The following is a 20,455-nucleotide window of genomic DNA, read 5'->3' on the forward strand; positions in this document are numbered from 1 at the left end:
GCATGCGCGTGCCCCGCTTCGTCAAGCTCGCGGTGCTGGCGGTGCGCGACCTGATCGCGTCGGCCGGGCCGGTGGTCTTCATCGTCATCGGCGTGCTGATCGCCGCCTACATCTACCTGGAGCCGCAGCCGCCGAAGACGGTGCGGCTGGCCACCGGCCCGGCCGGCAGCGCCTATGCCGAGTTCGGCCGGCGCTACGCCACCGCCCTGCGCGCCAACGGCATCACGGTGGTCGAGCAGGCCACCAGCGGCTCGCTGGACAACCTGCGCCTGCTGCGCGAGGGGCAGGCCGACGTGGGCTTCGTGCGCGGCGGCGCGGCCGACCCGGTGGCCGACGAGGAGGCGGGGCTGACCTCGCTGGGCGCCCTGTTCTACGAGCCGCTGTGGATCTTCTACCGGCAGGAGGCGCCGCCCGAGCCGGCCCCCGCGCGGTCCGCACGGCCGGCGCGGCGCAGCGCGCCCGCCATCACCTCGCTGGCGCAGTTGAAGGACCTGCGGGTGAACGTGGGCACCCCCGGCAGCGGCGTGCCGGAGGTGTTCGAGCGGATGCTGCGCGCCAACCGGCTCGACCCGGCGCAGATGCGGCTGTCGCAGCTCGAGCAGGCACCCGCCACCGAGGCGCTGGAAGCCGGCCTGCTCGACGTGGTGGTGCTCGCCTCGGCGCCGCAGTCGCCGCTGGTGCAGCGGCTGCTGCGCACGCCGGGCATCGCGCTGGCCGACCTGGGCCAGACCGAGGCGTACACGCGCATCTTCCCCTTCTTCTCGGCGGTGGACCTGCCGCGCGGCGTGGTCGACCTGGCGGCCGACGTGCCGCCGCACGACGTGGCCATGCTGGCCGCCACCACCTCGCTGCTCACGCGCGAGGACACGCACCCCGCCCTGCGCCAGCTCTTCGCGCAGGCGGCGCAGGGCATCCACAGCGGCGCCGGCTGGTTCAACGGCGCGCGCGACTTCCCCAACACCCGCACCAGCGAGCTGCCCGTCAGCCCCGAGGGCGACCGCGCCATCAACGGCACGCCGCCCTTCTGGCAGCGCTTCCTGCCCTTCTGGGCCAGCAACCTGGTCGAGCGCATGTGGCTGGTGCTCGGCGGCCTGGTCGTGCTGCTGCTGCCGCTGTCGCGCATCGTGCCGCCGCTGTACACCTTCCGCGTGCGGCGGCGCGTGTTCCGCTGGTACGCGCGGCTGCGCGAGATCGAGGCCAAGGTGGACGCCGGCACCGGCGAGCGCAACGAACTGCTGGACGAACTGGACGAGCTGGACCGCGTCGCCAACAAGGTGACGGTGCCGCTCTCGTACGCGCAGGAGCTCTACATGCTGCGCAACAACATCCATGCGGTGCGCAAGCGGCTGCTGGCGAAGCGCCCGGCGGCGGCGGGAGCGGGGCCCGCGCCATCGCCGTCACCGTGAACGGGCGCCGGGCGCACCGGCAAGCACCACACCCAGCAGCGCGCCCACGGCGATCTGCACGCCGACGGCGGGCCAGCCCACGGCCGACAGCAGCAGGCCGGCGAGCGCGGGCGCCAGCACCTGCCCGAGGTAGTTACCCTGCATCAGCAGGCCCAGGCTCATCGGCGCGAGTTCCGGCGCGGGCGCCGCGCCCGGCGCGCTCGCCAGCAGGACGGCCGGCAGCACCCCGGCCAGCGCGGAGAACAGCGTGCACAGCGGAATCACCGCCGGCGCCGGCATGGCGGGCAGGAAGACGGCCAGGCCCAGCGCGCCGGTGAGAGCACAGGCCGCGGCCATCAGCCGCCCGGCAGGCACGCCGCGCTGCAGCAGCGCGCCCGCCGCCACGTTGCCGAGGATGTTGGCCACCACGACGAAGGCGCTCGCCAGCCCGGCCTGCCCTTCCGACAGGCCGACGCGCTGCGCCAGGAAGGCCGGCAGGAAGGCCATCAGCGCGAAGAACTGCAGGTTGTAGGCGGCGAAGGCCAGCGCCAGCCGCAACGGCGGCCAGCAGCGCAGCACGGCGCGCGCGCCCTGCCACGCGTCCGGCCGCGCAGCCGCCGCCGCGGGCGGTGCGGGCAGCCGCCATGCGAGCCACAGCGCCATCAGCAGCGCGAGCGCCGCGTCGAGCCGCCACAGCAGGCGCCAGCCGCCGAGCATCGGCCCCAGCAGCATCGACAGCGCGATGCCGATGCCCATGAAGGTGCTCCAGAAGCCGAAGACCACGCTTCGGCGCGCCGGTGGCGTCAGGCGGTTCAGCGCCGCCGGCGCCGCGACCATCACCAGCACGAAGCCCAGGCCCTCCACCACCCGGCTCGCCAGGAGCCAGCCATAGGCGGGCGCCGCGCTGCCCGCCAGGCTGGCCAGCCCCAGGATGCACAGGCCCGCGACCAGCGCGCGCCGGTCGCCGCAGCGCATCGCCAGCAGGCCCGCCGCCATGCTGCCCAGCAGGCCGACGACGGCGAAGACCGACAGCATGCCGCCCAGGTCCGCCGGGCCCAGGCCGAAGTCGCGCGCCACGCCGTTCATGGCGATCGGCGCCTTGCCCACGTGCAGCGCCGACACCACGCCCGCCAGGATCACCAGCACGACGACGACGCGGTCGAAACGGGCTTCGGCCTGCGGCGCGGCGGGCGCCGCCGATGCGCGCAGGGTGGAGGTTCGCGTGTTCATCGCGTCTGCGCGCCGACGGGCGCCTTCGCCTGGGCCGGCGCATCCGGCCACCCGCCGGCCAGCGCCTGGTGCAGCGCCACGGCCGCTTGCGCGGCGCGCGTGCGGCTGTCGGCCCAGGCGTCCTGCGCGGCGAGCTGCGCGCGCTGGGCGTCCAGCACTTCCAGCAGGTCGATGCTGCCGGCATCCAGCCGCACGCGCGCCAGCCGCAGCGCGGCCTCGCTGTCCAGCGCCGCGCGGGCCAGGAAGGCGTCCTCCTCGCGCGTGCGGTCGTAGCGCGCCAGCGCGTTCTCCGCGGACTCCAGCGCCGCCAGCACCGCGCGCTGGTAGCCGGCCAGCGCCGCGGCGGCATCGGCCTGGCTGGCCTCGATGCGCGCGCGCACCCGGCCCACGTCGAGGAAGGACCAGTCGATGCCCAGCACGGCGCTGTTCGACTCGCTGGCGCTGCGCCACAGGCCGCTGCCGCCGCCGGCGACGCTGCCCAGCACGGCCCCGAGCGTGACGCGGGGGAAGAGATCGGCGCTGGCCACGCCCACGCGCGCGGTGGCGGCGTGCAGACGCGCCTCGGCCGCGCGCACGTCGGGACGCCGGCGCAGCAGCGCGGCGGGCGTGCCCGCGTCCGGGCGCGGCGGCAGCGCGAACAGCGGGCCGGGCGCATCCAGTTCGTCGATCAGCGCGCCCGGCGGCAGGCCGGTCAGCACCGCCAGGCGGTGCTGGGCCACGGCGATCTGCGCGGCCAGCGCCGGCACGCGCGAGGACGTACCTTCGAGCAGCATGCGCGCCCGGGCTTCGTCGAAGGCGGTGCCGCGCCCGCCCGCCAGCCGCGCCTGCACCAGCCGCAGCGTCTCCTGCTGGGCCTGCGCGTTCTCGCGCGCCACGCGCAGGCGCGCCTGCAGGCCGCGCAACTGCGCGTAGGTGCCCGCCACCTCGCCGACGATCGCCGTGCGCAGGGCCTGCGCGTCGGCGCCGGCCGCCTCGGCATCGGCGCGGCTGGCCTCGACGTGCCGGCGCACCCGGCCGGCCAGGTCGATCTCCCAGCCGGCCTGGATGGCGGCGCCGACGCTCCCGGCGGAGCGCGGCCGTCCCTGGGCCTCGGTCTCGGACAGCCGGGCATGCCGCGCACTGCCCCCTGCGGTGACGGTGGGCAGCCGGTCGAAGCCGGCCTCCCGGCCCAGGGCCAGGGCACGCTCGTAGCGCGCCAGCGCCAGCCGCAGGTCCTGGTTGGCGTCCAGCGCGCGGGCCACCAGGGCGTCGAGCCGGTCGTCGCGGAAGGCGCGCCAGAACGCGGCGCTGGCGGCGTCTTCGGCCGGCGCGCCGTTCGCGGGCGGCAGCGTGTCCCGCGCAAAGCGGTCCGGCAGCGCGTCGGGCGGCGGCGGCGTCCGGTGGTCCGGGCCGACCGCGCAACCGGCCAGCGCGGCGGCGGCCGCCATCGCGCCCAGTCGGCGGCGCAGGCTTGTCATGGCTTCACGCATGCGTCGCCTCCTCTCCCGAAACGCCGGCGCCGGGCGCGGCCAGCCGCGTGCCCGCGAGACGGCGCAGCGCCACGTAGAACACGGGCGTGAGGAACAGGCCGAACACCGTGACGCCGAGCATGCCGCCGACCACGGTCACGCCCGTCGCCAGCCGGATCTCGCTGCCGGCGCCGGAGCCCAGCAGCAGCGGCACCGCGCCGGCGATGAAGGCCACCGAGGTCATGACGATGGGCCGCAGGCGCAGGCGGCAGGCCTGCAGCGCGGCCTGCACCGTGTCCATGCCACGCATCTCCATCTCGCGCGCGAACTCGATGATCAGGATCGCGTTCTTGCAGGCCAGCCCCATCAGCACCACCAGGCCTACTTGCACGAAGACGTTGTTGTCGCCGCCGCTGAGCCACACGCCCAGCAGGCCCGCGCACATGCACACGGGCACGATCAGCACCACCGCCAGCGGCAGGGTCCAGCTCTCGTACAGCGCGGCCAGCACCAGGAAGGCCAGGATCACCGCCACCGGGAACACGACCAGCGCCGCGCGGCTCTGCGTGACCTGCTGGTAGCTCAGGTCGGTCCATTCGAGCGCGATGCCGCGCGGCAGCACCCGCTCGGCGATCTCCTGCAGCCGGGCGATCACCTGGCCGGAGGACAGCACGCGGGGATCGGCGTCGCCGATCACGTCGGCGGCCGGGTAGCCGTTGTAGCGCACCACCGGGTCCGGCCCGAAGGTCGGCACGACGGTGGCCAGCGCGCCCAGCGGCACCATCTCGCCCGCCGCGTTGCGCACCTGCAGCCGGCCGATGTCTGCCACCTGCTGGCGGTGCGCGCTGTCGGCCTGCACCATCACGCGGTAGACGCGGCCGAACAGGTTGAAGTCGTTCGCGTACACCGAGCCCAGGTTGGCCTGCAGCGCCTCGAACACGTCGGTCAGCGCCACGCCCTGGGCCTTGGCCTTCGCCCGGTCGAGCCGGACCTCCAGTTGCGGGATGTTGGACTGGTAGGCGCTGACTGGATAGCCCATGCCCGGCGTCTTCGCCACCTCGGCCTGGAAGGCAGCCAGCGCGTTCTGCAGCGCGCCGAAGCCCAGCCCCGCGCGGTCCTGCAGGTACAGCGAGTAGCCCGAGCCGTTGCCCAGGCCCTCGATGGGCGGCGGCATCAGCGCGTAGGCGAAGCCGCCCTGCACGGCGGCGAAGCGCTCGCCCAGCTCCGCGGCGATCTGCTGCGCGCTGCGCGTGCGCTCGCCGAAGGGCTTCAGGCCGATGTACGAGTTGGTGACGTTGGGCGTGTTCACCTGCTGCAGCGCATTGAGCCCGGCGAAGGCCGTCACGCTTTCGACGCCCTCCACCTGGTGCGCGATGTCGTTGAGCTGGCGCGTCACGGCCTCGGTGCGGGCGAGCGACGCGCCCTCCGGCAGCTTGGCGCCGGCGAAGAGGTACAGCTTGTCCTGCGTGGGGATGAAGCCCTCGGGCACCGCCCGGAACAGCACGGCCGTGGCGGCCAGCAGCAGCGCGTAGACCAGGAACACCAGCCCGCGCCGGCCCAGCGTGCGCGACACGGCGCCTTCGTAGCGGTGAGAGCCGCGCAGGAAGAAGCGGTTGAAGGCGCCGAACAGGCGGCCGAAGCAGCGGTCGATGCCGCGCGTGAGCGTGTCCTTCGGCGCGCCGTGCGGGCGCAGCAGCCGCGCCGCGAGCGCCGGCGACAGCGTCAGCGAGTTGACCGCCGAGATCACCGTGGAGATGGCGATGGTGACCGCGAACTGCTTGTAGAACTGCCCCGTGACCCCGCTCAGGAAGGCCATGGGCACGAACACGGCGCACAGCACCAGGGCGATGGCGACGATGGGCCCCGAGACCTCGCGCATGGCCCGGTGCGCCGCCTCGCGCGGCGAGAAGCCCTGCTCGATGTAGCGCTCCACGTTCTCGACCACCACGATCGCGTCGTCCACCACGATGCCGATGGCCAGCACCAGGCCGAACAGCGTCAGGGTGTTGATCGAGTAGCCCAGCAGGTACAGCCCCGCGAAGGTGCCGACGATGGACACCGGCACGGCCACCAGCGGAATGACCGAGGCGCGCCAGGTCTGCAGGAACAGCACCACCACCAGCACCACGAGCACCACCGCCTCCAGCAGCGTCTTCTGCACCGCCTGGATGGATGCGCGCACGAACACGGTCGGATCCCACACGGCGCGGTAGGCCATGCCTTCCGGGAAGGCCTGCGACAGCGCCTCCAGCCGGCCGTACACCGCCTCGGCCACGGCGAGCGCGTTGGCGCCGGGCGACAGGAAGATGCCGATGGTGGCCTGCGGCATGCCGTCGTACAGCGCGCGCAGCGAGTAGTCGCCCGAGCCGAGCTCGACACGCGCCACGTCGGCCAGCCGCACCAGCTGGCCCGCCTCGCCGTGCTTGACCACGATGTCGCCGAACTCCGCCTCGCTGTGCAGGCGGCCCTGCACGTTGATGGACAGCAGCATCGGGTTGTCGCGCGGCGCGGGTTCCGCGCCCAGCTGGCCGGCGGACACCTGCACGTTCTGCTCGCGCACCGCCCGCACCACGTCGGCCGCGGTGAGGCCGCGCGCGGCCAGCCGGCCCGGGTCGAGCCAGACGCGCATGGCGTACTCGCCCGCGCCGTAGACGCCCACGTCGCCCACGCCGTCCAGGCGCGACAGCTCGTCCTTGACGCGCAGGCTGAGGTGGTTGCGCAGGTACAGCGCGTCGTAGCGCTGGTCCGGCGAATAGAAGCTCACGTACATCAGCGGCGTGGGCGACTGCTTCTGCGTGGTGATGCCGTACTGGCGCACTTCCGCCGGCAGGCGCGCCTGCGCCTGGCTCACCCGGTTCTGCACGCGCACCGCGGCGGTGTCGGGATCGATGCCGGGCTTGAAGGTGACGGTGAGCGCGAGGCTGCCGTCCGAGCCGGCCACCGACTTCATGTACATGATGCCCTCCACCCCGTTGACCGCCTCCTCCAGCGGGATGGCGACCGACTCGGCGATCTCCTTGGGGTTGGCGCCCGGATAGGTGGTGCGCACCACCACGCTGGGCGGCACGACCTCGGGGTATTCGCCCGAGGGCAGCGCGGGAATGACGATCAGGCCCAGCGCGAAGATGACGACGGACAGCACGACCGCGAAGATCGGCCGGTCGATGAAGAACTTGGAGAGGTCCACGGCGCCTCCTTCAACGCGCCGGGGCCCGGGCCACGCGTGCGTCTTCTTCCTGCGGCGGCCGCTCCCGCACCTGCACCGGCATGCCGGGATAGAAGATCTTCTGCATGCCGTCGACCACCACGCGCTCCCGCCCGTCCAGGCCGGACTGCACCACGCGCAGGGCACCCACCCTGCGGCCCAGCGTCACGTCCTTGCGCACGGCCTTGCCGTCGCCGCCCACGACGTAGACGTACTTGCGGTCCTGGTCGGTCAGCACCGCCTGCTCGTCGACCAGCAGCGCCTCGGCCTCGCCGCCGCCTTCCAGCCGGACCCGTGCGAACAGGCCCGGCGTGAAGCGATGCGCCGGGTTGGCGAGCACGGCCCGCGCCCGGATGGTGCCGGTGGCCGGGTCCACGCGGTTGTCCATGAAATCCAGCCGGCCGGTGTGCGGGAAGCCGGCCTCGTCCGCCAGCCCCACCTGCACGGCGCGTTCGCCCCTGCGCGCCGCGCCGAGGTAGCGCAGGTAGCTCTGCTCGTCGGCATCGAAGTGCACCTGCACCGGGTCCTGCGACACCACGGTCGCGAGCAGGCTCTGGTCGGCCTGCGCGAGGTTGCCCGCCGTCAGCAGCGCCCGCCCGGCGCGGCCCGCGATCGGCGAGCGCACCTCGGTGAACTCCAGCGCCAGCCGGGCCTGCGCCACCGCCGCCTCCGCGGCGCGCACGTCCGCCCGGCTCTGCGCCAGCCCGGCGCTGCGCGTGTCGTGCTCCTCCTGCGAGATGGCCTGGCCGGCCGCCAGCGTCTGCGCGCGCTGCGCCTGCAACTGCGCCAGCGAGGCGGCGGCGCGCGCGCGTTCCAGCCCGGCCTGCGCGCTGGCCAGCGCCGCGCGGTACGGCCGCGGGTCGATCACGAACAGCAGGTCGCCGCGGCGCACCTCTTGCCCGTCCACGAAGGCGACCCGCTCGATCGCGCCGCTCACGCGGGGCCGCACCTCCACGCTGTGCACCGCCGCGATCCGGCCGTTGAACTCGTCCCAGGGCCTGACGCTGCGCGCCAGCACCGGCGACACGGTGACCTCGGGCGGCGACGCGGCGGACGCGGTGCCGGCGGCGCCGGGCTGGCAGCCGGCCAGCAGCGCCGCGAGGGCCGCCGCGGCGGCCAGGGCTCCCGCGCCGCGCGCGGCAGGACGGGGTCGAATGCGTTGAACCATAGGATTTCCTTCGTCAGGCCAGGAGGACGGCGCCCCGAAGGCCGCCGCGACGGCGCTCCCGGTCACCCCGGATCGCCGTCGAAATCGCTATGATCAAAGTTCAAGTTAACTTGAAGTCAAGAGGTGGCCGCCATGTCCTCTTCCCAGCCGGACCCGCTGCTCACGATCGGCCGCATCGCGCAGCGCAGCGGCATCGCCGCGTCGGCGCTTCGCTTCTACGAGTCGCGCGGCCTGATCGCATCGGTGCGCGGCGAGTCGGGGCACCGCCGCTATCCGCGCTCGGTATTGCGCCGCGTGGCCTTCATCGTGTTCGCGCAGAAGGTCGGCCTCACGCTGGACGAGGTGGCGGCCGAACTGGCCCACCTGCCCAAGGACCACGTGCCCACGGGCCGGGACTGGCAGCGCCTGTCCAGCCAGTGGAAGAAGCGGATCGAGGCGCGGATCGCCGAACTGCAGGCCCTGAACATGGGGCTGCAGGAGTGCATCGGCTGCGGATGCCTGTCGATGAAGCGCTGCCTGCTGTCCAACGTGGGCGACCAGGCGGGCCTGCGCGGCGCGGGGCCGCGCCGCTGGCTCGGCGATCCGCCGCTGGACGGCGCCGAATGACGGCGGGTGCGGAGGAGTCGTCTCCTGCGCACCCGCCGCCTATCACTTCAGCGCCTTGAAGCGCACGCGCTTGGGCGCCGCGCCCTCCTCGCCCAGGCGCTTCTTCTTGTCGGCCTCGTACTCCTGGTAGTTGCCGTCGAAGAAGACCCACTGCGAGTCGCCCTCGGCCGCCAGGATGTGGGTGGCGATGCGGTCGAGGAACCAGCGGTCGTGGCTGATGACCAGCACGGTGCCCGCGTATTCGAGCAGCGCGTCTTCCAGCGCGCGCAGGGTTTCCACGTCGAGGTCGTTCGAGGGTTCGTCCAGCAGCAGCACGTTGCCGCCCTGGATCAGCGTCTTGGCCAGGTGCAGGCGGCCGCGCTCGCCGCCGGAGAGGTTGCCCACCTTCTTCTGCTGGTCCTGCCCGTTGAAGTTGAAGCGGCCGGCATAGGCGCGGCTGGCCATCTGGAACTTGCCGACGTTGATGATGTCCAGGCCGCCCGAGATGTCCTCCCACACGGTCTTGTCGTTGGCCAGCGCGTCGCGCGACTGGTCGACGTAGGCCATCTTCACCGTCTGGCCGACCACCACCTCGCCCGAGTCGGGCTGCTCGCGCCCGGCGATCAGCTTGAACAGCGTGGACTTGCCCGCGCCGTTGGGCCCGATGATGCCGACGATGGCGCCGGCCGGGATGTTGAAGCTCAGGTTGTCGATCAGCACCCTGTCGCCGAAGCTCTTGCTGACGTTCTTGAACTCGATCACCTGGCTGCCCAGGCGATCGGCCACGGGGATGAAGATCTCCTGCGTCTCGTTGCGCTTCTGGTATTCGTAGTCGCTCAGCTCCTCGAAGCGCTGGATGCGCGCCTTGCTCTTGGCCTGGCGGCCCTTGGCGTTCTGGCGCACCCACTCCAGTTCCTTCTTCAGGGCTTTGGCGTGGGCTTCCTCGCCCTTCTGCTCGGCCTCCAGGCGGTTCTGCTTCTGCAGCAGCCACTCGCTGTAGTTGCCCTTGTAGGGAATGCCGCGGCCGCGGTCCAGCTCGAGGATCCACTCGGCCGCGTTGTCGAGGAAGTAGCGGTCGTGGGTGATGGCCACCACGGTGCCGGTGAAGCGCTGCAGGAAGATTTCCAGCCACTCGACCGATTCGGCGTCCAGGTGGTTGGTCGGCTCGTCCAGCAGCAGCATGTCGGGCTTGGACAGCAGCAGCGTGCACAGCGCCACGCGGCGCTTCTCGCCGCCCGAGAGCTGGCCGATCTTGGCGTCCCAGGGCGGCAGGCGCAGCGCGTCGGCGGCGATCTCGATCTGGTGCTCGGAGTCGGTGCCGGCGGCGGCGATCACCGCTTCGAGCTGGCCCTGCTCTGCGGCCAGGGCGTCGAAGTCGGCGTCGGGCTCGGCGTAGGCGGCGTAGATCTCGTCAAGTCGCTTCTTGGCGTCGTTGACCTCCTTCATCGCCTCGTCGATGGCCTCGCGCACCGTGTGCTCGGGGTCGAGCTTGGGCTCCTGCTCCAGGTAGCCGATCGACAGGCCGGGCATCGGCATCGCCTCGCCCTCGATCTCCTTGTCCACGCCGGCCATGATCTTCAGCAGCGAGGACTTGCCCGAGCCGTTGAGGCCGAGCACGCCGATCTTGGCGCCGGGGAAGAAGGAGAGGGAGATGTCCTTCAAGATCTGCCGCTTGGGCGGCACGGTCTTGGAGACGTGGTTCATGGTGTAGACGTACTGGGCCATGGCGGTGCTTGCTTACCTGCGAATGCTTCGGGGGTGGGTGTGCGCGGCGAAGGGCCCGGGTGCCGGGCGGCGCAAAACGTGGATTATCCCCCGTGAGGCAAGCCGGCGCAGCGTGCCCCTGCCGAGTCGTGCGACAATGGCGCCGTTGCCGGACACAGTTATCCGCGACACGGCTTCCTGCCGGGGACGACGAGGCACCCGCCTCGCAGGCTCCCACCCCCCAACTCGACATGCCCTCGACTGGCCCGGCCGCCCCCTTCAAGGCGGCCCGCGGCGGGCGGTCACGCCACTGAAACACCGCGCCGTGTCAGGCGCTCTTTCGATTCAATGAACTTCGACGAACTGAAGCTGGCCCCGGCCATCCTCGAGGCCGTGCGCGAGCAAGGCTACGAAACCCCCACCCCCATCCAGGCCCAGGCGATCCCCGCCGTGCTCGAGGGCCGCGACCTCCTCGCCGGCGCCCAGACCGGCACCGGCAAGACCGCCGCCTTCACCCTGCCGATGCTGCACAAGCTCTCCAAGGGCCAGGGAAGGACCAACAAGTTCGGCAAGGACGGCATCGCCGCCCTGGTGCTGACGCCCACGCGCGAACTGGCCGCACAGGTCGAGGAGTCCGTGCGCACCTACGGCAAGAACCTGCCCCTCACCTCCACCGTCATCTTCGGCGGCGTGGGCATGAATCCGCAGATCGACCGCATCAAGCGGGGCGTGGACATCCTGGTGGCCACCCCGGGCCGCCTGCTCGACCTGCAGCAGCAGGGGCACCTGGACCTGTCCACCGTCGAGATCCTCGTCCTGGACGAGGCCGACCGCATGCTGGACATGGGCTTCATCCACGACGTGAAGAAGATCCTGGCCCTGCTGCCCGACGACAAGCAGAGCCTGCTGTTCTCGGCCACCTTCAGCGACGAGATCCGCGACCTGGCCAACGGCCTGCTGCGCAACCCGCAGAGCATCCAGGTCACGCCGCGCAACACCACCGTGCAGCGCATCACGCAGGTGGTGCACCCGGTGGGCCGCGCCAAGAAGAAGCAGCTGCTGGCGCACATCATCCAGCAGCACGACTGGAGCCAGGTGCTGGTGTTCACCCGCACCAAGTTCGGCGCCAACCACGTGGCCGATTTCCTCAACAAGAACGGCGTCACGGCCATGGCGCTGCATGGCAACAAGAGCCAGAGCGCGCGCACCCAGGCGCTGGGTGGCTTCAAGACGGGTGAGATCCGCGCCCTGGTGGCCACCGACATCGCCGCCCGCGGCATCGACATCGACGACCTGCCGCACGTGGTGAACTACGAGATCCCCAACGTGCCCGAGGACTACGTCCACCGCATCGGCCGCACCGGCCGCGCCGGCAAGGAAGGCCAGGCCGTGAGCCTGGTGTGCCTGGACGAGGAAGGCTTCATGCAGGAGATCGAGCGCTTCACCAAGCAGCAGATCCCCGTGCAGGTGATCGAGGGCTTCGGCCCCGACGAGGGCGAGCGGGCCGAGCCCATCGCCATGGGCCGCCAGACGCTGTGGGGCGGCGCCGGCCGCCCGCCCAGCCGCGAGGTGATGGCTGCCGCCGCCAAGGCCGCGCGCCAGGAGATGATGCAGCGCATCCGCGAGAACAAGGGCCAGGAAGGCGGACGCGGCCCGAAGAAGCCGGGCGGCGGCAACGGCAACGGCAATGCCGGCGGCGGCCGCGGCCAGCAGCGCGACGGCGCGCAGCCGCCGCGCCAGCACGCCCCCAAGCGCCACCACAACCCCAGCCCGGCCCAGCCGCACGCGCTCTACGAGGAGCGCGTCGAGCGCCAGCCCAAGCACTACGGCAACACGACCAGCCCTTCGCACGCCGACCAGGTGGCGCACCGCCGTGCCGAATCCCTCGGCGGCGGCGCCGGCCAGCCCGACCCGCTGCGCACCAGCGTCGATGCCACCTTCAGCCGCAACCGGCGCACCGGCGGCGGCGGCGGCGGTGGTGGCGGCGGCTACGGCGGCAACAAGCGCCGCGGTGGCGGCGGTGGTGGTGGTGGCAATTTCGGCGGCGGCGGCCGCCGCGGCTACTGACCCGCGTCCTGCACGGCAGGAACAGGAAGGAAGGCCATGCCCGCGAGGGCGTGGCCTTTCTCTTTTCCGCGGCCGCGCACCCCGTGCGAGGCCCCGACAGCATCGGGGCCGGGCATGCTCCTGCACAATGCGGCGCTTCCGCCGCCCGCCGAAGCGCCGCGGCCCGATTCCACCCGGCTTTCCGATCCCGCATGACCGCCAGCCTTGCCTCCCGCCCCCGCCTGCACGCCGCGCTGCGCGTCGCCGCCGCCGTGCTGGGCGGCTATGCCTTCTGCTGGGGCTTCATCGCCCTGGCCACCAGCGGCCTGTTCGCGCTGGGGATGCCCTTCCACGACGCCGAGCACCTGAGCAGCATCCTGGGCATGCTGCTGTATCTGGCAGCCTTCCTGTGGGCCTTCGCGGCCCGCCGCCTGGCGCGCGTGTGGCTGGTGCTGGCCGGCGGCGGCGCGCTGATGGCCGGCGCGGCCTCGCTGGTACAGCGGACCCTGCTCTGAAGGACGCACGCCATGTTCCCCAACTTCCGCCAGGCGATGGCCTGGGTGCACACCTGGTTCGGCCTGGCGCTGGGCTTCGTGCTGATGGCCTGCTTCTTCTTCGGCTCGCTGTCGGTGTTCGACCGCGAGATCGACCGCTGGGCCATTCCCGCCTCGCGCCATGCCGCGCAGTCCATGCCCTCGTTCGACAGGCTGCTGCAGCCCATCTTCCAGGACATGCAGCCCAGCAAGGAGAGCCTGGACTACCTGCGCGACCGGGTCGACGGACCGTTGCCCGCGCGCTTCGACACCGTGCGCAGCTGGGGCGCCTACACCACCCACCGCGATCCGGTGCTGTCGCTGTTCACCAGCTACGAGGTGCCCAACGCCAGGGACCCCGACGACGCGGCCCGCGGCAACCGCACCATCGACCCGCGCACCGGCGTCGCACTGCCCGACGACCGGCTCAAGATCGGCAGCCAGTTCTTCTATCCGCTGCACTACAGCCTGAACCTGAGCTGGAAGGACCTGGGCTACTGGATCGTGGGCCTGGCCGGGCTGACGATGCTGGCCGCGCTGGTCAGCGGCGTGGTGATGCACCGCAGGATCTTCCGCGAGTTCTTCACCTTCCGGCCGAAGAAGTCGACGCAGCGCAGCGTGCTGGACCTGCACAACATGACGGGCGTGCTGGCGCTGCCCTTCCACTTCTTCTTCGCCTTCACCGGGCTGGTGATCTTCGCGGGCATCTACTTCCCGGTGACGCACACGCAGCTGAACCCGCTGCATGAGCTGCACGAGAAGCTGGAGGCCGAGGAGACCGGCCTGCCGCACGACCGCGCCGGCGTCGCCGCGCCGCTGGCCTCGGTGGACGCCATGGCCGCCGAGGCGCAGCGCCGCTGGGCCGCCAGGGGCATGGCCGGCGAGGTGGGCCTGCTCACCGTGAGCCACGTCGGCGACGCCAACGGCTACGTCAGCGTGTACCGCGCGGGCACCGACCGGATCGCGCTGGTGGGCGACGGCATCCACTTCAAGGCCGGCACCGGCGAACTGCTGCGCGAGGACCCGCCGCGCACGGCGGTGGACAGCGTCAACACCTTCCTGACCGGGCTGCACCTGCAGCACTTCCGCCACTGGCTGCTGCGCTGGCTGTACGTGCTGGGCGGGCTGCTGGGCTGCGTGTGCATCGCCACCGGCTTCATCTTCTTCGTCGAGAAGCGCAAGAAGCAGCACGCCGCCGCCGGCAGCCAGGGAAGCCGCGTGGTCGATGCGCTGGCGGTGACCACGGTGACCGGCATGCTGCTGGCCGCGCTGACGATCCTGATCGCCAACCGCCTCCTGCCTGAATCGCTGCCGGCCGGCTGGCCGCCGCGCGGCGACCTGGAGCAGTACCTGTTCTGGGCCGGCTGGGCGCTGGCGATGGCGCACGCCTTCGCGCGCAGCGCCCCGGTGGCGCAGGGGCGGCCCAACCCGGCGTGGCGCGAGCAGTGCTGGGCCGTCGCGGCGATAGCGGTGGCCGCCGTGCTGCTGAACTGGCTGACCACCGGCGACCACCTCGCCAGGACGGTCTTCATCGACACCTACTGGCCGGTGGCCGGCGTGGACCTGTTCCTGCTGGCCAGCGCCGCGCTGGCGGCGGGGGCCGCGCGCCGGCTCGGCCGTCGCGCGGCCGCAGGCGTCCGGCCGGCCCCTCGCGCGGAGGCGGCACATGCGTGAGGCGGCGCTGCTGGCCGCGGCGCTGGCGGCCTGCGTGGCCGGCATGGGCTGGCTGGCGCTGGCGATGGAGACGCACTGGACGCAGGTGCGGCCGGACGCGCCCACGCGGGCGGCCGTGCTGCGGCTGCGCGCACTGGGCGGTCTCGGCCTGGCGGCAGGCCTGGCGCTGTGCCTGCGCGTGGATCACGCCTCGATGGCGGTGCTCGTGTGGGTCATGGCCCTGGCCTGCGCCGCGCTCGCCGTGAGCCTCGTGCTCACCTGGCAGCCGCACTGGCTGCGGGCGCTGGCCTGGGTCGTCAGCCGGCCTTGAAGGCGGGGAGGTCCGGCAGCGGGATGAATTCCGTCTCACCCGGCACCTGGCCCATGCGCTGCGCGGCCCAGTCCGCGCCGGCCTCGACGATGCGCTCGCGGCGGCTGGAGACGAAGTTCCACGCCATGAAGCGCGGCCCGTCCAGCGGCGCGCCGCCGATGACCACCAGCCGGACCGCCGCGTCGGCCTCGATCACCACGGCGCGGCCTTCGGGCAGCACCGCCATCGCGTGCTGCGCGACGGCATCGCCGTCGATCCGCACGTCGCCGTCGACCGGGTAGACGGCGCGCTCGGGCGCCAGCGCCGGCAGCTCGAAGCGCCCGCCCGCCGGCAGCCGGATGTCCAGGTACAGCGTCTCGCTGAGCGTGGCCACGGGCGACGTCGCGCCGAAGGCCTCGCCCACCAGCACGCGCACGGCCGCGCCCTGCTCCGTCAGCGCGGGGATCGCCTCGGCGGCGGTGTGCACGAAGCTCGGCTCCGCCTCCTCGTGCTCCCGCGGCAGCGCCACCCACAGTTGCAGGCCGTGGTTGACGAAGGTGCCGCCCTTCAGGCGCTCGGGCTTGCGCTCCGAGTGCACGATGCCGCGGCCCGCGGTCATCCAGTTGATGGCGCCGGGCAGGATCTCCTGCGCCGAGCCCAGGCTGTCGCGGTGCATCATCGCGCCCTCGAACAGGTAAGTCACCGTCGCCAGGCCGATGTGCGGGTGCGGGCGCACGTCGTGCCGGTCCTCGGGATGCTCGGTGACCGGGCCCATGTGGTCGAAGAAGACGAAGGGCCCGACCGAGCGCTGCTGCGCGGCGGGCAGCAGCCGGCGCACGAGGAAGCCGCCGCCCAGGTCCTTGTCGTGCGGCTTGAGCAGTTGCAGGGGATCGGTCATGGGGTGCTCCTTGTCTTTGTCCGGATGCCGGTGGGAAAGGCGGGCGCCGCCTCAGCCGCGCGCCGCGACGACCTGCGCGATGCGCTCGCCGAAGGCGCGCGCCGTGTCCAGGTCGCCCTGCGGCACCTCGGCCGCGCTGGCGTCCGAGGGCGAGGTGGTCAGCAGGCCGCCGTAGCCGCCCACGTAGTTGGGCGCGTGCCGCGTGGCCGCCTTGTCGTTGGTCGGCTTGATCCCCAGGCTGATCCACAGGCCGCTGTGCTGCATGGCCAGCTGCCACAGGTAGGTCAGCGTGGCGAACTTGTCGCCGTTCATGGTCGCGCTGTTGGTGAAGCCGGCGAAGAGCTTGTCCTTCCAGCCCTGGGCGAACCAGACCTTGGAGGAGGCGTCGGCGAACTTCTTGAACTGCCAGCTCGGCCCGCCCATGTAGGTGGGCGAGCCGAACACGATGGCCCTGGCCGCGGCCAGCACCTCCCAGCCGCCGACCGGCAGGTTGCCGTCGGCGTCGATGGCGATCAGTTCGGCCTGCGCGCCCTCAGCCACCGCCTGCGCCACGCGCTGGGTGTGGCCGTAGCCGGAGTGGTAGACGATGACGATGCCGCTCATGTTCGTGTGCTCGATTCAGTTCGTTCAATATCAGGTGGCCGCGGAGCAGGCCATGCCAGGGCACCCGCGGAACTGGCTTTGCCAGGCCGCCGGGTGCGCCCCCTTCCCGCGAAGCGAGAGAAGGGGGAGCCGCGAAGCGGCATGGGGGTTGTTATTTCCTGTCGATACTGAAGCGGCCGGGGCCGAAGGCCGTGAAGGCGAGCAGGCCACCGGCGATGGCGATGTTCTTCCAGAACATGAGCTGGTTGATCATCACCTTGTCGGCCGGCATCGACCAGTAGTTGTGGAAAAACAGCGCCGCGGCCAGCGTGAACAGCGCGATCAGCAGCGCGGCCAGCCGCGTCTTGAAGCCCACCAGCAGCAGGATGCCCAGACCCAGCTCGACCACGATGGCGATCGCCGCGCCCACCTGCGGCATCGGCAGCCCCACCGAGGCGATGTAGCCCGCCGTGCCGGCGAAGCCCGCGATCTTGCCGAAGCCGACCGGAATGAACAGCGCGGCCAGGAAGATGCGCCCCAGCAGCGCGAGGCCGTCCTGGGTGGGCGTGGTGGAAGAGGTCTGGGTGATGGCCATGGAAGGGCTCCTTGCGTTGAAAAAGACAAACATGTGAAAAGAGGGAAAGGAAAGCCGCGGCCCGTTCTGCGAGGCCGCGGCACCGGCACTTTACGGCGCCAGGTCGAAGACGAGGACTTCGGCGTCCTTGCCGTGCGACAGCGCCAGGCGCGATTCGTCCGCGATCATCGCCGCATCGCCGCCGCCGAGCTGCCGGCCGTTCACCTGCACCTCGCCGCGCACCACGTGCACGTAGGCCTTGCGGTGCGGGTCCAGCGCCAGTTCGGCTGCCTCGCCGCCGTCGAACAGGCCCGCGTACATCCGGGCGTCGGCGTGGATGCTCACCGCCGCGCCCTCGCCTTCCGGCGCCGCCACCAGCGCCAGCCGGCCGCGCTTGTCGGCCGCGTCGACCTTCTTCTGCTCGTAGCCCGGCGTGATGCCGCGCACGTTCGGCTCGATCCATATCTGCAGGAAGTGCGTGGTCTTGTCGGCCTCGTGGTTGAACTCGCTGTGCATCACGCCGCGGCCGGCGCTCATGCGCTGCACCTCGCCGGGCGGGATCGACTCCACATTGCCCATGCTGTCCTTGTGCGCCAGCGCGCCGTCGAGCACGTAGCTGATGATCTCCATGTCGCGGTGGCCGTGGGTGCCGAAGCCGGCGCCGGCGGCGACCCGGTCCTCGTTGATCACGCGCAGGTTGCCCCAGCCCATGAAGGCCGGGTCGTAGTACCCCGCGAACGAGAAGCTGTGGAAGGACTTGAGCCAGCCGTGGTCGGCGTAGCCGCGTTCCTGGGAGCTGCGGACTTGCAACATCGTTGAACCCTTTCGAATGCGGGCAGCGGGCGCCTCGTGGATGCCTTGCCCTCTCGTGGGCGGTGCCGGACTGCACCGCGATGGAAGGTACTTTAGGCCGGGGAACCGGCTCCGGGAGGCAGCCGTCTTGAAGACACCATTCAAACGATTTGAATGACAATCCGCCCATGCCCGGCGCCCGCGAAGTCCTCACCCCCGACGCCCTGGCGATGCTCCAGACCGTGGCCGAGCGCGGCAGCTTCGCCGCTGCCGCGCGCGCGCTGGGCGTGGTGCCCAGCGCCCTGACCTACCGCGTGCGCCAGATCGAGGACGCGCTGGACGTGCTGCTGTTCGACCGCAGCGCCCGCCAGGCGCGGCTGAGCGAGGCCGGCGCCGAGCTGCTGCGCGACGCCGGCCGGCTGCTGGCCGAGATCGACGCCGTGGCCAACCGCGTGCGCCGCATCGCCACCGGCTGGGAGCCGCAGCTGACCATCGCCATCGACAGCGCGATCGCGCGCGACCCGCTGTACGACCTGGTCGGCGCCTTCTACGCGCTGAACCCGCCCACGCGCCTGAAGCTGCGCGACGAAACGCTGCTGGGCACCATCGAGGCGCTCACCAGCGGCGAGGCCGACCTGGCCATCGGCGCCGTGCTCGACGCCCAGAGCCTGGCCTTCACCGGCGGCGGCATCCGCAGTTGCCTGCTGGGCGAGATCCGCTTCGTCTACGCCGTGGCGCCGCACCACCCGCTGGCCGGGGCGCCGCAGCCCCTCACCGAGGCGCAGATGCGCGCGCATCGCGCCGTGGCCGCCGCCGACTCGGCCCGCCAGCGCCAGGGCATGAGCGTGAACCTGCTGGAAGGGCAGGACGTGCTCACCGTGCCCACGCTGCAGGCCAAGCTGCACGCGCAACTGCACGGCCTGGGCGCCGGCTTCCTGCCCGAGCCGATGGCGCGGCCCTACGTCGAGGCCGGGCACCTGGTGGAACTCGCCACCGAGCGCCCCGCGCCGCTGGGCCGCATGCACTGCGCCTGGCGCGTGCGCAGCGCCGCGCAGCCGGGGCTGGCGCTGAAGTGGTGGCTGGCGCAGTTCGAGCATCCGACCACCCGCGAGGCGCTGCTCACGCGGCACCGCGGGCGCGGGCCGAGCGGTTAGAGTCGGGCGCCATCCCCTCACCGCACACCGCCACCATGCCCATCGCCGACCGCCACACCCCGCCGCCCCGCCGCATCGCCATCGTCGGTGCGGGCCTCGCGGGCCTGACGGCGGCGCGCACGCTGGTGCAGGCGGGCCACGCGGTCGCGCTGTTCGAGCGCGACGCGCGACCCGGCGGCCGCCTGGCCGGCTGGGAATCTCCCTACGGCAGCTTCGACAGCGGCGCGCAGTACTTCACCGTGCGCGACGAGCGCCTGCGCCGCGCGCTGGACGCCACCGGCGCTCCCTGCCGGCGCTGGAGCGCCAACGCCGTGCGCGTGCTCGACCCGGCCGGCCGGCTGGTCGAGGCCGCGCTGCCGGGCCTGGAGCCGCACTGGGTCGCCGTGCCGCGCATGGACGCGCTGCCCGCCCACTGGGCCGCGCCGCTGGGCGATGCGCTGCACCGGGGCACCACCGTCGTTCGCATCGAAGCCGACTCGCTGCAGCCCGGCCGCTGGCAGCTGCGCACGCAGGGCGAGGCCGACGACACCGCCGTGCAGGCCGGCTTCGACGCCGTGCTGCTGGCGGTGCCGCCGACCGCCGCGCGAGCGCTGCTGGCGCCGGTGGCCGACGGCCTGGCGCGGCAGGTGGCCGACGTGCGCATCGCGCCGTGCTGGTCGCTGCACCTGGCCTTCGCGCAGGCCAGCCAGCCCGGCCTGCCGCACCTGGGCCCGCAGTGGAACTGCGCGCGCTCCACCCACCACCGTGTGGCCTGGCTGGCGCGCGAATCCTCCAAGCCCGGCCGCGGCGCCATCGAGCGCTGGACGGTGCAGGCCAGCGCCGAGTGGTCGCGCGAGCACCTGCGCGACGACGCGGCGCGCGTGCGAGCCAAGCTGCTGCGCGCCTTCGCCGAGATCACCGGCATCCTCGCCACGCCCACCCTGGCCGAGGCGCGCCTGTGGACCGAGGCCAAGACCGAGACGCCGCTGGGCCGCTCGCACCTGTGGGACGCGAAGGCCGGCCTCGGCGTGGCGGGCGACTGGTGCATCGGCCACCGGGTGGAAGACGCCTTCGTCTCCGGGCTGGAGCTGGCGCTGGCCGTGGCATAGCCGGGTGCGATGGCCTACACCGGCCGCTTCGCGCCCTCGCCCACCGGCCCGCTGCACGCCGGCTCGCTGGTCGCCGCCCTGGCGAGCTGGCTGGATGCCC

At 72.6% G+C, this 20,455-nt stretch carries 17 protein-coding genes and 1 pseudogene; 9 read left to right on the forward strand and 9 right to left on the reverse strand.

The annotated features are described in order from the left end of the window. Positions 1–2: 2 nt before the first annotated feature. Complete coding sequence (locus ACIY1X_RS05110) at positions 3–1,406, forward strand: TAXI family TRAP transporter solute-binding subunit (RefSeq protein WP_399678568.1); 1,404 nt, start codon at positions 3–5, stop codon at positions 1,404–1,406. Here ACIY1X_RS05110 and ACIY1X_RS05115 read toward each other — a convergent pair. The 4 genes from ACIY1X_RS05115 to ACIY1X_RS05130 are packed head-to-tail and all read right to left on the reverse strand — an operon-like array spanning position 1,398 to position 8,436. Continuing rightward, positions 1,398–2,615, reverse strand: a complete 1,218-nt coding sequence (locus ACIY1X_RS05115; RefSeq protein WP_399678571.1) for an MFS transporter — start codon at positions 2,613–2,615, stop codon at positions 1,398–1,400. The genes ACIY1X_RS05110 and ACIY1X_RS05115 overlap by 9 nt on opposite strands. Beyond that, entirely contained in the window at positions 2,612–4,084 is a 1,473-nt protein-coding gene (locus ACIY1X_RS05120; protein WP_399678573.1) for an efflux transporter outer membrane subunit, read from the reverse strand. Before ACIY1X_RS05120 ends, ACIY1X_RS05115 begins: the two co-directional genes overlap by 4 nt. Next, positions 4,077–7,250, reverse strand: a complete 3,174-nt coding sequence (locus ACIY1X_RS05125; RefSeq protein WP_399678575.1) for an efflux RND transporter permease subunit — start codon at positions 7,248–7,250, stop codon at positions 4,077–4,079. The genes ACIY1X_RS05120 and ACIY1X_RS05125 overlap by 8 nt, the downstream gene beginning before the upstream one ends. Before the next feature lie 10 nt (positions 7,251–7,260). Next, positions 7,261–8,436, reverse strand: a complete 1,176-nt coding sequence (locus ACIY1X_RS05130) for an efflux RND transporter periplasmic adaptor subunit (RefSeq protein WP_399678577.1) — start codon at positions 8,434–8,436, stop codon at positions 7,261–7,263. A 132-nt stretch (positions 8,437–8,568) separates the two neighbouring features. Here ACIY1X_RS05130 and soxR point away from each other — a divergent pair, with 132 nt between their 5' ends. Further along, a complete protein-coding gene (gene soxR / locus ACIY1X_RS05135; RefSeq protein WP_399678580.1) occupies positions 8,569–9,042 on the forward strand; it encodes a redox-sensitive transcriptional activator SoxR in 474 nt (157 codons plus the stop codon). A gap of 42 nt (positions 9,043–9,084) precedes the next feature. Here soxR and ettA read toward each other — a convergent pair whose 3' ends face one another. After that, the gene (ettA, locus tag ACIY1X_RS05140; RefSeq protein WP_399678583.1) at positions 9,085–10,746 is read right to left on the reverse strand and encodes an energy-dependent translational throttle protein EttA; all 1,662 of its coding nucleotides are present in this window, start codon (positions 10,744–10,746) and stop codon (positions 9,085–9,087) included. A 327-nt stretch (positions 10,747–11,073) separates the two neighbouring features. Here ettA and ACIY1X_RS05145 point away from each other — a divergent pair, with 327 nt between their 5' ends. From ACIY1X_RS05145 to ACIY1X_RS05160, 4 genes are all read left to right on the forward strand, one after another. After that, complete coding sequence (locus ACIY1X_RS05145) at positions 11,074–12,792, forward strand: DEAD/DEAH box helicase (protein WP_399678586.1); 1,719 nt, start codon at positions 11,074–11,076, stop codon at positions 12,790–12,792. A gap of 191 nt (positions 12,793–12,983) precedes the next feature. Further along, complete coding sequence (locus tag ACIY1X_RS05150) at positions 12,984–13,286, forward strand: iron uptake protein (protein ID WP_399678589.1); 303 nt, start codon at positions 12,984–12,986, stop codon at positions 13,284–13,286. A gap of 12 nt (positions 13,287–13,298) precedes the next feature. Next, positions 13,299–14,978 (forward strand): PepSY-associated TM helix domain-containing protein, encoded by a 1,680-nt coding sequence (locus tag ACIY1X_RS05155; RefSeq protein WP_399678592.1) that lies wholly within the window; start codon positions 13,299–13,301, stop codon positions 14,976–14,978. Next, a complete protein-coding gene (locus tag ACIY1X_RS05160; protein ID WP_399678595.1) occupies positions 14,971–15,288 on the forward strand; it encodes a DUF3325 domain-containing protein in 318 nt (105 codons plus the stop codon). Before ACIY1X_RS05155 ends, ACIY1X_RS05160 begins: the two co-directional genes overlap by 8 nt. Here ACIY1X_RS05160 and ACIY1X_RS05165 read toward each other — a convergent pair. The 4 genes from ACIY1X_RS05165 to ACIY1X_RS05180 form a co-directional block, all read right to left on the reverse strand. Continuing rightward, positions 15,275–16,165, reverse strand: coding sequence for a pirin family protein (locus tag ACIY1X_RS05165; RefSeq protein WP_399678598.1), 891 nt, complete (start codon positions 16,163–16,165; stop codon positions 15,275–15,277). The two genes, ACIY1X_RS05160 and ACIY1X_RS05165, sit on opposite strands and share 14 nt — an antisense overlap. Positions 16,166–16,216: 51 nt before the next feature. Then, a complete protein-coding gene (locus tag ACIY1X_RS05170) occupies positions 16,217–16,768 on the reverse strand; it encodes a flavodoxin family protein (protein WP_399678600.1) in 552 nt (183 codons plus the stop codon). Between the two features lie 151 nt (positions 16,769–16,919). Continuing rightward, a complete protein-coding gene (locus ACIY1X_RS05175; protein WP_399678603.1) occupies positions 16,920–17,342 on the reverse strand; it encodes a DoxX family protein in 423 nt (140 codons plus the stop codon). Positions 17,343–17,432: 90 nt separating this feature from the next. Next, a complete protein-coding gene (locus ACIY1X_RS05180; protein ID WP_038209929.1) occupies positions 17,433–18,134 on the reverse strand; it encodes a pirin family protein in 702 nt (233 codons plus the stop codon). Positions 18,135–18,301: 167 nt separating this feature from the next. On the opposite strand from ACIY1X_RS05180, the gene ACIY1X_RS05185 reads away from it, so the two are divergent. The 3 genes and pseudogenes from ACIY1X_RS05185 to ACIY1X_RS05195 all read left to right on the forward strand — a co-directional run. Beyond that, entirely contained in the window at positions 18,302–19,267 is a 966-nt protein-coding gene (locus ACIY1X_RS05185; RefSeq protein ID WP_399678606.1) for a LysR family transcriptional regulator, read from the forward strand. Between the two features lie 35 nt (positions 19,268–19,302). Beyond that, entirely contained in the window at positions 19,303–20,355 is a 1,053-nt protein-coding gene (locus ACIY1X_RS05190; RefSeq protein ID WP_399678609.1) for an NAD(P)/FAD-dependent oxidoreductase, read from the forward strand. 9 nt (positions 20,356–20,364) lie between these two features. Beyond that, positions 20,365–20,455, forward strand: a pseudogene (locus ACIY1X_RS05195) (tRNA glutamyl-Q(34) synthetase GluQRS); the annotation flags it as partial.

This window comes from Xenophilus sp. (assembly GCF_044462705.1).
GTDB lineage: Bacteria > Pseudomonadota > Gammaproteobacteria > Burkholderiales > Burkholderiaceae_C > Xenophilus > Xenophilus azovorans.